The organism is Megamonas rupellensis DSM 19944 (assembly GCF_000378365.1).
In the GTDB taxonomy this organism is placed as follows: Bacteria; Bacillota; Negativicutes; order Selenomonadales; family Selenomonadaceae; genus Megamonas; species Megamonas funiformis.
In genome coordinates this window covers 1-13,137 of sequence record NZ_KB899575.1, presented here as the reverse complement: position 1 = coordinate 13,137, position 13,137 = coordinate 1, and the positions used below count along the sequence as shown (strand labels likewise).

At 35.3% G+C, this 13,137-nt stretch carries 12 protein-coding genes and 1 tRNA gene; 12 read left to right on the top strand and 1 reads right to left on the bottom strand.

The window, feature by feature from the left end; genetic code table 11:
* Positions 1-5: 5 nt before the first annotated feature.
* The 11 genes from F553_RS0105120 to F553_RS0105070 all read left to right on the top strand — a co-directional run bounded on the left by F553_RS0105120 (position 6) and on the right by F553_RS0105070 (position 9,251).
* The gene (locus F553_RS0105120; protein WP_008539131.1) at positions 6-1,907 is read left to right on the top strand and encodes a nickel-dependent hydrogenase large subunit; all 1,902 of its coding nucleotides are present in this window, start codon (positions 6-8) and stop codon (positions 1,905-1,907) included.
* Positions 1,900-2,631 (top strand): Ni/Fe-hydrogenase, b-type cytochrome subunit, encoded by a 732-nt coding sequence (gene cybH, locus F553_RS0105115; RefSeq protein ID WP_018999260.1) that lies wholly within the window; start codon positions 1,900-1,902, stop codon positions 2,629-2,631. Before F553_RS0105120 ends, cybH begins: the two co-directional genes overlap by 8 nt.
* Positions 2,632-2,646: 15 nt before the next feature.
* Entirely contained in the window at positions 2,647-2,889 is a 243-nt protein-coding gene (locus tag F553_RS0105110; RefSeq protein ID WP_008539128.1) for a cation transporter, read from the top strand.
* Between the two features lie 50 nt (positions 2,890-2,939).
* Positions 2,940-3,281, top strand: a complete 342-nt coding sequence (gene hypA / locus F553_RS0105105) for a hydrogenase maturation nickel metallochaperone HypA (RefSeq protein WP_008539125.1) — start codon at positions 2,940-2,942, stop codon at positions 3,279-3,281.
* Positions 3,282-3,956, top strand: coding sequence for a hydrogenase nickel incorporation protein HypB (gene hypB, locus F553_RS0105100; protein ID WP_018999259.1), 675 nt, complete (start codon positions 3,282-3,284; stop codon positions 3,954-3,956).
* A 2-nt stretch (positions 3,957-3,958) separates the two neighbouring features.
* Positions 3,959-4,435 carry a hydrogenase maturation protease gene (locus tag F553_RS0105095; protein ID WP_018999258.1) on the top strand — a complete coding sequence of 159 codons (477 nt, stop codon included), beginning with the start codon at positions 3,959-3,961 and terminating at the stop codon, positions 4,433-4,435.
* Positions 4,411-6,720 carry a carbamoyltransferase HypF gene (gene hypF, locus F553_RS0105090; RefSeq protein WP_018999257.1) on the top strand — a complete coding sequence of 770 codons (2,310 nt, stop codon included), beginning with the start codon at positions 4,411-4,413 and terminating at the stop codon, positions 6,718-6,720. The genes F553_RS0105095 and hypF overlap by 25 nt, the downstream gene beginning before the upstream one ends.
* Positions 6,721-6,735: 15 nt before the next feature.
* Positions 6,736-6,999 carry a HypC/HybG/HupF family hydrogenase formation chaperone gene (locus tag F553_RS0105085; RefSeq protein WP_008539121.1) on the top strand — a complete coding sequence of 88 codons (264 nt, stop codon included), beginning with the start codon at positions 6,736-6,738 and terminating at the stop codon, positions 6,997-6,999.
* Positions 6,950-8,047: a hydrogenase formation protein HypD gene (gene hypD / locus F553_RS0105080; RefSeq protein ID WP_026296934.1), complete on the top strand. Its 1,098-nt coding sequence runs from the start codon at positions 6,950-6,952 to the stop codon at positions 8,045-8,047. Before F553_RS0105085 ends, hypD begins: the two co-directional genes overlap by 50 nt.
* A gap of 62 nt (positions 8,048-8,109) precedes the next feature.
* Positions 8,110-9,099 carry a hydrogenase expression/formation protein HypE gene (gene hypE / locus F553_RS0105075; protein ID WP_033405554.1) on the top strand — a complete coding sequence of 330 codons (990 nt, stop codon included), beginning with the start codon at positions 8,110-8,112 and terminating at the stop codon, positions 9,097-9,099.
* A 76-nt stretch (positions 9,100-9,175) separates the two neighbouring features.
* A tRNA-Gln gene (locus tag F553_RS0105070) sits at positions 9,176-9,251 on the top strand.
* A gap of 119 nt (positions 9,252-9,370) precedes the next feature.
* Here the strand turns inward: F553_RS0105070 and F553_RS0105065 are convergent.
* A complete protein-coding gene (locus F553_RS0105065; protein WP_018999254.1) occupies positions 9,371-10,717 on the bottom strand; it encodes an alanine/glycine:cation symporter family protein in 1,347 nt (448 codons plus the stop codon).
* 306 nt (positions 10,718-11,023) lie between these two features.
* On the opposite strand from F553_RS0105065, the gene gyrB reads away from it, so the two are divergent.
* The gene (gene gyrB / locus F553_RS0105060) at positions 11,024-13,000 is read left to right on the top strand and encodes a DNA topoisomerase (ATP-hydrolyzing) subunit B (RefSeq protein WP_370755008.1); all 1,977 of its coding nucleotides are present in this window, start codon (positions 11,024-11,026) and stop codon (positions 12,998-13,000) included.
* Positions 13,001-13,137: the final 137 nt, after the last annotated feature.

Here is a 13,137-nt window from a genome sequence, read left to right as displayed (position 1 = left end):
AAATAATGGCACATATAGTAGTAGACCCAATAACACGTATTGAAGGACATTTACGTGTAGAAATTGAAGTGGAAGGCAATAAAGTAACAGATGCTATTTCTAGCGGAACAGCTTGGAGAGGTCTTGAAGTAATTGCTAAAAATCGTGACCCTCGCGATTTATGGGCATATATTCAACGTATTTGTGGCGTATGTACTAGTTCTCATTCTTTGGGCTGTGTTCGTGCAGTAGAAGATGCACTCGGCATTAAAATTCCTAAAAATGCAAACTATATTCGTAATATAATGGCAGCAACACTTACTGTTCATGACCATTTAGTACATTTTTATCATTTACATGCATTAGATTGGGTTAGCCCACTTGAAGCATTAAAAGCAGACCCAACAGCAACTGCTAATTTACAAAATGCAGTGCTTGCAAATTATAAATTACCATTTAATGGTCCAATGGAATATGATTTTTCTGCATATCCAAAAGATTTCCCAAAAGCAACACCAGCATATTTCCAAGCAATTAAAGATAAAGTTCAAGCTTTAGTTAGCGGTGGACAGCTTGGTATTTTTGCTGCAAACTGGTGGGATCATCCAGATTATCAAATTCTTCCTCCAGAAGTACATTTAATGGCTATCGCTCATTATTTAAATATGCTCGATAAACAACGTGAAGTAGTTATTCCTCATGTTATTTTTGGTGGTAAAAATCCACATCCTCATTATGTTGTTGGTGGTATGCCATGCGCTATTTCCATGGACGAAATGAATGCTCCTGTTAATAGCCAACGTTTAGCTGCTGTAGATACTTCCATCAATTTAAGCATGGATTTAGTAAATAATTTCTATTTACCTGACTTATTAGCTATTGGTCATATTTATGCTCAGAAAGGTTTAATCACTGGCGGTGCTGGTCTTGCTAAAGAACGTGTATTAGGATTTGGCTCCTTCCCAGAAGAACCATTTGCAGGTACAGCTAATGGTGGAGATTGGTTCAATCAAATCATGATTCACTGCAATGCTGTAGTTGAAAACTTTGGTGCTGGCGTTATGAATGCAAAAGTTACTGAAGTTACAGCTGATGACTTAAAAGATCCAGAAGTATTAACAGAAACTACAACTCATGCATGGTATAAAGATGGCGATGCTCTTCATCCATGGGATGGTAAATCTGAAGCTGAATACACTGGTGATAAAAACGGTAATAAGAGTCATTGGGAACAGCTTAATGAAAAAGGCAAATATTCCTGGATTAAAACACCATTATGGCGTGGCAAAATGGCAGAAGTTGGACCTCTTGCTCGTTATATTATTATTTATACAAAAGTTAAACAAAATCTTCTCCAACCAAATTGGGCAGAAAAGATGATGGTAGATCAAGTAGATGCTATTTCTAAATTATTAAATGTAGCACCAGAAGTATGGTTACCATCTACACTTGGACGTACAATTACTCGTGGTTTAGATGCACAGCTTAATGCTTGCATGAATAAATATTTCTTCGGAAAACTCATTAAAAATATTGCTAATGGTGATACAGATACAGCTAATACTACTAAATGGGATCCATCTACATGGCCAACTGAAGAAGTAAAAGGTGTGGGTCTTTATGAAGCTCCTCGTGGTGCACTTAGCCATTGGGTTGCAATTAAAGATAAAAAATGTAGCAACTATCAAGCAGTAGTACCAACTACATGGAATGCTTGCCCTCGTGATGAAGTGGCAGGTCAAGGTGCTTTTGAACGCGCTATGATGGATACTGCTGTTAAAATTCCAGAAAAACCATTAGAAATTGTCAAAGCTATACGTTCTTTTGACCCATGTATAGCTTGTGCTACTCACTTATATGATGCGAAGGGAAGAACAATAAGTACAGTTAATACTGACCCTTATATTAGGGGTGGTTTAAATGGCTAAGTTAGTTCATCCAAAGGGACAATTAAAGAAATATTATATTTTTAGTCCATTTTTAAGAATATTTCATTGGATTATGGTTTGGTGTATTGCTGGATTATTTATTACAGGATTGTTGATTATGGACCCTATTTCTGGTGGCCCAGGTCATGAACCAACTTTTGCAGATTGGCGTTTATCTGTAGATTTAATCCGTAATATTCACTTCTTATTAGGCTTTATTTTTACAGCTTCATTTACTTTGCGTATTTATGGCTGGATTATCAATCGTGGTGACCGTTTGTTACCTAAATTCTGGACTACTAAATACATGGAAGAAACTGTAGAAGTAGCACTTCACTACAGCCTATTAAAATATTCTCATAAACCATATTTACGTAATCCTTTGGCTCGTGGCTCATATTTAGCATTATATGTTATGGTTTTAGTAGAAATCGTAACAGGTTTTGCTATGTACTATATGCCTAACTCCACAGGTGTACCAGCTTCTATTTTTGGTTGGTCAATCGGTATGTATGGTGAAATGATTTTCCATTGGGTTCATCATTATTTTGCTTGGTTCATTATGTTCTTTGCTATGGGTCATGTATATATGGTATTCAGAGCAGACTTAATGGAACGTGAAGGCGAAGCTGCTAGTATGTTCTCTGGTACAAAAACTTTAGCACATATTCCATCTGATATTGATGACCTCAAAGATAAAAAAGGACATATTGCAGAAGATTAAGGAGATGTAATTTTCATGTGTCTTACTTGTGGTTGCCTTTTTGGTGGAAAAGGTAATAAATTAAGATTTAAAGTTGAAGGATATACAAAGGAAAATGCTAAAGAACTTAAAGAAAGTTTATTAGGATTACCTGGAGTATATAACGTTCATATTCATGCGCATAACGGTGAAACAACGATTAATTATAATCCTGCTAAAACACCGCTAACACAGTTGACTGCTGAGTTTACTCAGCGTGGGTTAACTGCTCTGTTATAAGGAGATACAAACAGTCGGGTTTTTACCCGACTGTTTTATTATTTTAGATTATGCATGAAATGGCATTAGCAGAAGGCATTTTAGATATTGTGCTTTCTTATGCAGATAAAAATGAAGCGAAAAAAGTAACAGAAATTTCTGTTTTAGTTGGTGAAATGACAGGTGTTGTAGATGAGTCTTTAGAATTTTGTTTTACTTCTATAGCTAAAGACACGAAAGCTGAGGGAGCAAAATTGATTTTAAAGAGAATACCACTTGTAGCAAGATGTTTAGAATGTGGTAAGGAAACTAAAATAGAAAGATATAACTTTACTTGTCCTCATTGTGGTTCTTTGCGCATGGAAACTATATCGGGACGAGAGCTTCGAGTAGAATCATTGGAGGCGGATTGAATGGATATTCCTGTAATGCAAGATATTCTTGGCAGAAATGATGAAATTGCTGGCAAGAATAAATCTTTATTTGATAAACATGGTATTTTAGCTATTAATTTATTGGGTTCTCCTGGTTCAGGTAAAACAACTTTATTAGAACGAACTATCGCTCACTTAAAAGATGATTTACGTTTAGCTGTAATTGAAGGTGATTTATTTACCGATAAAGATGCAGATAGAATAGCACAGCATAATGTGCCAGTAATCCAGATTAATACAAATGGTGGTTGTCATTTAGATGCGCCAATGGTAGAAGAAGTACTTGGTGATTTAGACCTTGATAAATTGGATGTTGTAATCATTGAAAATGTGGGTAATCTCGTTTGTCCAGCAGAATTTGTCGTTGGTGAAGATATGAAGGTTACCGTTTTAAGTATTACTGAAGGCGATGATAAACCATTAAAATATCCGATTATTTTCAAAGAGTCTAAAGTTGCTATTTTAAATAAAGTTGATATTTTACCATTTACTAATTTTGATATGGAAGCTGCTAAACATGATTTAAAATGTATTCATCCACAGCTTGAAATCATGGAAACTGCTGCTTCTAAAGATGTAGGTGTAGATAAATGGTGTGATTTTATCCGCAGTGAATTTAAGAAAAAACAAGAACAGTTAAAATTAGGAGAATAATTATGGCAGATATTTCAGTTGTAGGTATTGGCAATATCATCATGCAAGATGAAGGTTTTGGTGTTAGATGTGCAGAATATTTGCAGAAAATCACTGACTATCCTGATTTTGTACAAATTATTGATGGTGGTACTTTAGGTATGGATTTAATGCCATATATTGCAGGTACTAAGAAATTATTATTGATTGATGCGATGAACATTGATGCGCCTATAGGTAGTTTTCATAGTTTTACAGGTGATGAATTAAATGCATATTTTAAAGATAAAATATCTGTACATGATTTAGGCGTTAATGATATGTTAGCTGTTTTGAAATTAACTGATAATCCTATTGAAGAAGTTGTTGTAATGGGTGTAAAACCAGAGGTTGTTTCTATGGGATTGGATATGACAGAAAAAATAGCTGAAAAAGTACCAGAAGTAGCTCAAAAGGCTAAGGAGCTAGTTGATAAATGGGTAGCAGAGTATCAGAAATAAAAAGATATCAGATACGTGTAGAAGGTATTGTACAAGGTGTAGGTTTTAGACCGTTTATATATGGCTTAGCTATACAGTCTTGTTATAGCGGTTATGTATTAAATGATGTAGAAGGCGTTTTGCTAGAAATTCAGGGACGAGATATAGATATAGAAAATTTTTGTCAATGTATAAAGACAAAAGCGCCTAAAGCATCATATATAACAAACATCAGCTATCATGAGATTGATGTAATTTGTGATGATAAAGAGTTTATAATTCAAAAAAGCCCACAAGGTTTGACAAAGGAAACTTTGATTTCTCCAGATTTAGCTATTTGCGAAGATTGTAAACGAGAAATAAAAGATAAAAACAATAGAAGATATCAATATGCTTTTACGAATTGCACAAATTGTGGGCCACGTTTTTCCATAGTGCAAGACATTCCTTATGACCGCCAAAATACTACGATGAAAGTATTTCCTATGTGTAAAAATTGCGAAGATGAATATACTAATCCATTAGATAGACGATTTCATGCTCAACCAAATGCTTGTGATATTTGCGGACCACAGTATAAATTAGTAGCTGATAAAGTATATATAGCTAATGAAAGTATAAAAAAAGCACATGAATTAATCAAAAAAGGTGCTATTGTCGCAGTAAAGGGAATAGGCGGATATCATTTAGTCTGTGATGCTTTTAATGAAGAAGCTGTAGCTAATTTGCGACAGCGAAAAATTCGCGAGGATAAACCTTTTGCAGTGATGGCTACTAATCTTGATATAGTAAAAAAAATCTGTGAAGTTAATGATAAAGAAGAAGAATTATTGACTTCTATGCAAGCACCGATTGTTTTATTGCATAAAGCAAAAGCTTATAACTTAGCTTCAAAGGTAGCACCTCATAATGCTTATTTAGGTGTGATGATAGCATATGCACCAATTCATTATTTATTATTAAATGATGATGATGTATTTGTAATGACAAGTGCTAATTTAAGTGATGAGCCGATTGTTTATCAAGATGAAGAAGCTAAATCACATTTATCAACAATAGCGGATTATATACTTTCACATAATAGAATTATTCAAACGCGTGTAGATGATTCTGTAGTGCGAGTGTTTAATGATAAACAGATGTTAATACGCAGAAGTAGAGGATATGCTCCTTCTCCAGTATTATTAAAAGGCGATTTGATAAGTGATATTCCTGTGTTAGCCTGTGGCCCAGAATTAAAAAATACTTTTTGTATGACGAAAGGGCAAAAGGCTTTTTTGAGTCAGCATATAGGTGATTTAGAAAATATGGCAGTCAATAACGCTTATAAAAATAGTATTGATTTATTTAAGCGTCTATTTACTATCAAACCAAAGCTTATTGCTTGTGATATGCATCCAGAGTATTTTTCGACAAAATTTGCTAAAAGCTATGCTCAAGATAATGATTTACCATTAATACAGGTACAACATCATCATGCACATATTGCCTCAGTCATGGCAGAGCATGATTTGAAAGGTGATGTAATTGGTGTTAGCCTAGATGGTACAGGTTTTGGCGATGATGGTTGTATTTGGGGCGGAGAATTTTTTATAGCCAATTTATCTAGATATGAACGCAGAGGACATTTTCAATATATGCCATTGCCATCTGGAGCTAAAGCGGTAAAAGAGCCATGGCGATTGGGTTTATGGATAGCGTATAATCTGTATGGTGAAGATATCAAGGGCAAATATCCTGAATTATTAAAGGTGAATTGGCAATTATTGATAAAAGCTACACAAAAAGGATTTAATGCTCCACTTACTTCTAGTGCTGGCAGAATTTTTGATACTGTAGCTAGTTTGCTAGGTATTTGTTATCAGATAAATTATGAAGGACAAGCAGCTATTGAATTGGAAAAAATAGCTTATGATAGCGATGGCGAAGTTTTGCCATTTACGATAAATAAAGAATTAGGTCAATATATCATAGATTTTATGCCTATGTATCAGCTTTTATATGATTTAAAACAGAAATATTCTGTAGCATATATAGCGAAATCTTTCCATTTGACTATGGCAAAAGCTATTTGTGAAATGATAGATTTATTGGGCAAGGAAAGTAATTTAAATAAAGTAGTATTAAGTGGAGGTGTATGTCAAAATATCACCTTATTGGATTTAATCTACAAAGAATTACAAAATAGATATGATATTTACATCAATGAAAAAGTACCGTCTAATGATGGCGGTATAGCTTTAGGTCAAATGGCAGTGGCTTTGACTCGTTATTTACAAGAAAATGATATTGAAATAGTGAAATAGATAGGAAGGGTTTTTATGTGTTTAGCGGTACCTGCAAAAGTTATTGAAAAAAAAGACATGGTGGCGACTGTAGAAGTAGAAGGTATTCGCCGTGATATTAGCTTGATGTTATTACCAGAGGCTAATGAAGGAGATTATATTTTGATGCATGCTGGTTTTGCCATTCAAGTAATTGATGAAGAAGAAGCGAAAATCACTACTGAATTATTGAAAGAGGTGCTTGGAACTAATGAGCCAGCAAGTGAACGAAACGAAACAGATAGCAGCATTCTTGCTTAAAGAAATAGATAGATTAATAGATAGACCAGTGCGTATTATGGAAGTATGTGGTACACATACAGTATCTATTTTCCGTGCAGGAATTCGCCAATTATTGCCAGAAAAAGTAGAGCTAGTAAGTGGTCCAGGTTGCCCTGTATGCGTTACACCAAATGATTATTTAGATACAGCGATTGCATATGCTCGTCAAGAAGATGTTATTATCACTACTTTTGGCGATATGTTAAAGGTGCCAGGTACATCATCTAGTTTAAATCAGGTAAAAGCAGAAGGTAGAGATATAAGAATTATTTACTCTCCTATGGATAGTTTGCAAATAGCAAAAGATAATCCTGATAAAAAAGTTATTTTTCTTGCTGTTGGTTTTGAAACAACTTCTCCTACAGCAGCAGCTACAATACTTGCAGCAAAACAGCAAAATATAAAAAACTTTTTTGTATTAACAGCACATAAATTGACTCCGCCAGCAATTGAAGCGTTGCTTTGTGATGAAAAAATAAAAATAGATGGCTTTTTACTTCCAGGTCATGTTTGTGTAATCACAGGTGAAGAGCCTTTTACATTTATTGCTCAAAAATATCATTTGCCAGCAGTTGTAGCAGGTTTTGAGCCACTTGATATTTTGCAGGCTATTTATATGATTGCAAAACAAATTCATGCAAAAGATTTTAAAATCGAAAATCAATATAAGCGTGTGGTAAAAACATTAGGTAATATGCAAGCGCAAAAAATCATGGATTTAGTATATAAAAAAGCACCTGCTAATTGGCGTGGCTTGGGTGTAATCGAAAATTCAGGATTGGATTTAACAGATGCTTTCAGTGAATTTGATGCTTTGAAGATGATACCAGTGAATAAGGAAATATCCAAAGAACCTGCTGGTTGTCGTTGTGGTGAAGTGCTTCGTGGTTTAGTAAAACCTACAGATTGTCCTCTTTTTGGCAAGGTATGTACACCAAATCATGCAGTAGGTTCATGTATGGTTTCTGTTGAAGGAACTTGTGCTGCTTGGTATAAATATGGTTCGAGAGTATTTCATTTTGAATAAGTTTAAAAATTTTGGTGGTGATAATATTGGTAGGTAATTTTGGTGCAAATGACGTAATTACTATGGCACATGGCAGTGGTGGTCAAGCAGGTCATGAGCTTATGGAAAAAATTTTATTGCCAGCATTTGATAATCCTATATTAAGGGAAATGCACGATGGTGCTAAATTAGATTTAAGTACAAATAAAATAGCATTTACTACAGACTCATATGTAGTGAAACCTTTGTTTTTTGCTGGCGGTAATATTGGTAAATTGGCTGTTTGTGGTACTGTAAATGATTTAGCTATGACAGGAGCTATTGCTAAATATATTTCTGTTGGCATGATAATTGAGGAAGGTTTTCCGTTAAAAGATTTACAAGAAATAGTAAATACTATGCGTAAAGCTGCTGATGAAGCTGGCGTTTATATCGTTACAGGTGATACTAAAGTAGTGAATAAAGGCTGTGCTGATGGTATTTTTATCAATACTGCTGGTGTGGGAGAACGCATAGAAGGTGTGGAAATATCTCCATTGAAAGCAAAAGCAGGTCAAAATATCATTGTCAGTGGTTATTTAGGAGACCATTCAGCAACAATTATGGCATCTCGTCATAATTTAGAATTGCCAAACGTGATAAAAACAGATTGTGCACCGCTTAATCATATGGTGAAAGAAATGCTCACAGTAGCGCCAAATATCGCTGTACTTCGTGATCCAACTCGTGGTGGTGTAGCAGCTGTTTTAAATGAAATAGCACAGCAAGCTCAAGTGGGAATTTTATTAGAAGAAGATAGTATTCCAGTGCGTGAAGAAGTACAAGGTTTTTGCGATATTTTAGGATTTGACCCACTTTATTTGGCAAATGAAGGTAAATTAGTAGCTTTTGTAGACCAAGAAGATACAGAAAATGTATTAGCTACAATGCATAAATTTGAATATGGTAAAAATGCTAAAGTGATTGGCAAAGTCATTGATAAAGCTATTGGCGAGGTTGGACTTCGCACAGCTATAGGTGGTATACGTATTGTAGATATGCCACAAGGTGAACAAATTCCACGTATTTGTTAATTTTTATCATAAAAATATTATTTATGGTTGACAAAAGGCTTATTGGCTTTTATAATATTATAAGTCAATAAGATATAGGGGTATCGCCAAGTTGGTAAGGCACGGGTTTCTGAATCCCGCATGCGTTGGTTCGAGTCCAGCTACCCCTGCCATTTGAAAGTTTACGTCGCTATTATAGCGACGTTTTTTTGTATCTAAATTTAAATAAAATAAAAGCAGTGATGTAACTAGTATTACCTAGTTTATATCACTGCTTTTTTTATGAAAAAATCTATTTATTTTCTTTTAGATGTTCAAAGTATTTTTTAGTTTCAAGGGAAATCACACCGGAAAGAGCGATGATAGCAATTAAGTTTGGAATAGCCATCAGGCCGTTTACGATGTCGGCAAGAACCCAGATGGACTGAAGTTCCAGATAAGCACCGGAAGCAACAAGAATGGTGAAAATAATACGATACGGTACAATGCCTTTAATGCCGAACAGATACTGGCAGGCGCGTTCACCGTAATAATTCCAGCCAAGAATTGTAGTAAAGGCGAATAAAATAAGGGAAACAGTCAAAATGATACCGCCGATAGAGCCGTAGTCATAGCTGAAAGCGGCATTCGTCATAGCTGCACCGGCATGAGTTCCTGCCCACTCGCCTGTAAGGATGAGAGTCGTACCTGTCATGGTGCAGATGAATAGTGTGTCAATAAATGTACCAGTCATGGAAATAAGACCCTGTTCCGCCGGCCAGTTTGTTTTTGCGGCGGCAGCGGCAATTGGAGCTGAACCGAGGCCGGATTCATTGCAGAATACGCCGCGGGCGATACCGTTTTGCATAGCCATCATCATCGTAGAACCGGCAAAACCTCCAAGTGCGGCATGACCGTTGAAGGCGCTGTCGATAATCAGCATGATGGCAGCAGGAATTTCCGTAATGTGGAGAATGAGGATACTGAAGCAGGTGACAAAATACAATACAGCCATGAATGGAACGATTGCCGTAGCAGCGCGGGCAATACTTTTCAGTCCGCCGAAGATAATGATACCTACCAAAAGAGTAAGGATAATGTCGGTTATGTATATAGGTACACCGAAGGAAATTTTCATACTGTCAACAATAGCATTTACCTGAGCGAATGTACCAATACCGAAAAAGGCAACGAGGATAGTAAAAACAGCAAATAAAATAGCAAGCGGACGGAATTTTTTACCAAGACCGAGTTCGATGTAGTACATAGGACCGCCAGCAACTTGACCGATTTCATCTTTGGAACGGAACTTTATGGCAAGCAAGCCTTCGGCATATTTGGTAGCCATACCGAAAAAGGCTGAAACCCACATCCAGAATATTGCACCGGGGCCGCCGACTGCTATAGCCGTAGCAACACCGACGATATTACCTGTACCGATAGTTGCCGACATGGCAAGACATAATGCCTTGAAACTGCTGATATCTCCCGAACCTTTATTTTTAGCCGTTAATATTAACTTCATAGCAAGCGGTAATTTGAATACTTGAATGAGACGCAATCGACATGTTAAGAAGATACCGGTACCGACCAGCAGTATAATTAGGGGCGGTCCCCAGATAAAAGTATCGATTGTTTGAATTAGAGAATAAAAGTCCATTGAATAAGTCCTCCTAAACTAAAATAAAAATACAAGTGCAATATAGTGATATATAATATCATATAAAAATACATTTGTCATCTATAAAAACACATAAAAATAAAGTTTTTTTCTGAAATGATAAATGTGAGAAGAAAAAATTATTTTTATCCGTAACGACTGTTTTTTGTTCTGCAAGGAGTTTTTAATTTGATAAAAACATTGCGAAGGCAGGAATATCAAGACGAGATATTTGCTTACTACATGTATAAATGATAAAATATAATAATGAAAAGGAGGACGAAAATGGCTGATTTTAATGAAAAAATGCAAAATGAAATAGATACAAATACAGAAGAAACGGTAAAAATTCATTTAGATGAAGAAAGTGCAGAAGTAACTGCTGTAGAAGGCGATTATGGTGCAAATCAAATCCAAATTTTGGAAGGTTTAGAAGCAGTACGTAAACGCCCAGGTATGTATATTGGTAGTACATCAGCTCGTGGATTACATCATTTAGTATATGAAGTTGTAGATAACAGTATTGATGAAGCTTTAGCAGGATATTGTACTCATATAGAAGTAACAATTCATAAAGATAATAGCATTACAGTAACAGATAACGGTCGTGGTATTCCTGTAGATATGCACGAAAGTGGAAAACCAGCTGTAGAAGTAGTTCTTACTGTACTTCATGCTGGTGGTAAATTTGGTGGTTCTGGATATAAAGTATCCGGTGGTTTACATGGTGTAGGTGTATCTGTAGTTAATGCACTTAGCACAAATATGGAAGTAAAAGTAAAACGTGATGGCAAAATTCACGAAATTACTTTTGAAAAAGGTGTAACTAAAGAACCATTAAAAGTAGTAGGTCAAACTGATGAAACAGGTACATTAGTTCATTTTGTACCAGATGCAGAAATTTTTGATGAAACTGTTTATGATTATGATACTTTAAGACATCGTTTACGTGAATTATCCTTCTTAAATAGAGGTATTACTATTATTTTGACTGATGAACGTCCTGAAGAAGTTCGTCAAGAAACTTTCTATTTTGAAGGCGGTATTAGTTCCTTTGTAGAACATTTAAATCGTAATAAAGAAGTAATCAATCCAGAGCCTGTATATTTCAATGGTACAAAAGATACTACTGTTGTAGAAATCGCACTTCAGTATAATACAAGCTATAGTGAAAATATTTATAGCTTTGTTAACAATATCAATACTGAAGAAGGCGGTACTCATTTAGCTGGTTTTAAAAGTGCGTTGACTCGTGCTGCTAATGATTTTGCACGCAGACAAGGTATTATCAAAAATAACGAAGATAACTTAGTGGGTGAAGATATTCGCGAAGGTTTAACTTGTGTAATTAGCATTAAACTTCGTGAACCACAGTTTGAAGGACAGACAAAAACAAAATTAGGTAATTCTGAAGTTCGTGGAATTGTAGATTCTATTGTTAGTGAAGGCTTATCTGAATACTTTGAAGAAAATCCTGTCATTTCTAAAAAAATCATTGAAAAATCCATCATGGCATCTCGTGCTAGAGAAGCTGCGCGTAAAGCTCGTGAATTAACTAGACGTAAAAATGCCTTAGAAGTTAGCTCTCTTCCTGGTAAATTAGCTGATTGCTCTGTAAAAGACCCAGAACAAGCAGAAATTTATCTTGTCGAAGGTGATAGTGCGGGCGGTAGTGCAAAACAAGGTCGTGACCGTCGTTTCCAAGCTATATTACCACTTCGTGGGAAAATTTTAAATGTAGAAAAAGCACGTTTAGATAAAATCCTTAACAATGAAGAAATTCGTACTATGATTACTGCATTTGGCAGTGGTATTGGTTCTGAATTTGATATTACAAAACGTCGTTATGGAAAAATTATCATCATGACAGATGCTGATGTCGATGGTGCCCATATTCGTACATTGTTGTTGACTTTCTTCTATCGTTATATGAGACCATTAATTGAAAATGGTCATGTATATATTGCGCAGCCACCACTTTATCAGATAAGAAAAGGTAAGAGTCATTGGTACACTTATAGCGATGAAGAATTAGCGCAAAAATTAGATGAAATCGGCAGAGATGGTATCACTGTACAACGTTATAAAGGTTTAGGGGAAATGAACCCAGAACAGTTGTGGGAAACAACTATGGACCCTGAAAAACGTACAGTATTGCAAGTACATCTTCGTGAAGCAGAAGAAGCAGATTCTATATTTACTATCTTAATGGGTGATAAAGTAGAACCTCGTCGTCGTTTTATCGAAGAACATGCAAATCTAGTTAGAAATCTCGATTTATAAAAATAAAAAGACTTACTACTTAAATGAACTGCACCCCAAAAGTTGGACAAAAAACAACTTTTGGAGGTGCAGTTTTTTTATGACTAAATACTCAAATGAATTTAAAGTTAAAGCAATTAAAATGGTTTTAAAAGGAG

What these genes read in the sequence shown, in the direction of transcription:
- F553_RS0105120 (WP_008539131.1), top strand. Translation starts at nt 6, where the DNA reads ATGGCACATATAGTAGTAGACCCAATAACACGTATTGAAGGACATTTA.
- cybH (WP_018999260.1), top strand. Translation starts at nt 1,900, where the DNA reads ATGGCTAAGTTAGTTCATCCAAAGGGACAATTAAAGAAATATTATATT.
- F553_RS0105110 (WP_008539128.1), top strand. Translation starts at nt 2,647, where the DNA reads ATGTGTCTTACTTGTGGTTGCCTTTTTGGTGGAAAAGGTAATAAATTA.
- hypA (WP_008539125.1), top strand. Translation starts at nt 2,940, where the DNA reads ATGCATGAAATGGCATTAGCAGAAGGCATTTTAGATATTGTGCTTTCT.
- hypB (WP_018999259.1), top strand. Translation starts at nt 3,282, where the DNA reads ATGGATATTCCTGTAATGCAAGATATTCTTGGCAGAAATGATGAAATT.
- F553_RS0105095 (WP_018999258.1), top strand. Translation starts at nt 3,959, where the DNA reads ATGGCAGATATTTCAGTTGTAGGTATTGGCAATATCATCATGCAAGAT.
- hypF (WP_018999257.1), top strand. Translation starts at nt 4,411, where the DNA reads ATGGGTAGCAGAGTATCAGAAATAAAAAGATATCAGATACGTGTAGAA.
- F553_RS0105085 (WP_008539121.1), top strand. Translation starts at nt 6,736, where the DNA reads ATGTGTTTAGCGGTACCTGCAAAAGTTATTGAAAAAAAAGACATGGTG.
- hypD (WP_026296934.1), top strand. Translation starts at nt 6,950, where the DNA reads ATGAGCCAGCAAGTGAACGAAACGAAACAGATAGCAGCATTCTTGCTT.
- hypE (WP_033405554.1), top strand. Translation starts at nt 8,110, where the DNA reads ATGGCACATGGCAGTGGTGGTCAAGCAGGTCATGAGCTTATGGAAAAA.
- F553_RS0105065 (WP_018999254.1), bottom strand. Translation starts at nt 10,717, where the DNA reads ATGGACTTTTATTCTCTAATTCAAACAATCGATACTTTTATCTGGGGA.
- gyrB (WP_370755008.1), top strand. Translation starts at nt 11,024, where the DNA reads ATGCAAAATGAAATAGATACAAATACAGAAGAAACGGTAAAAATTCAT.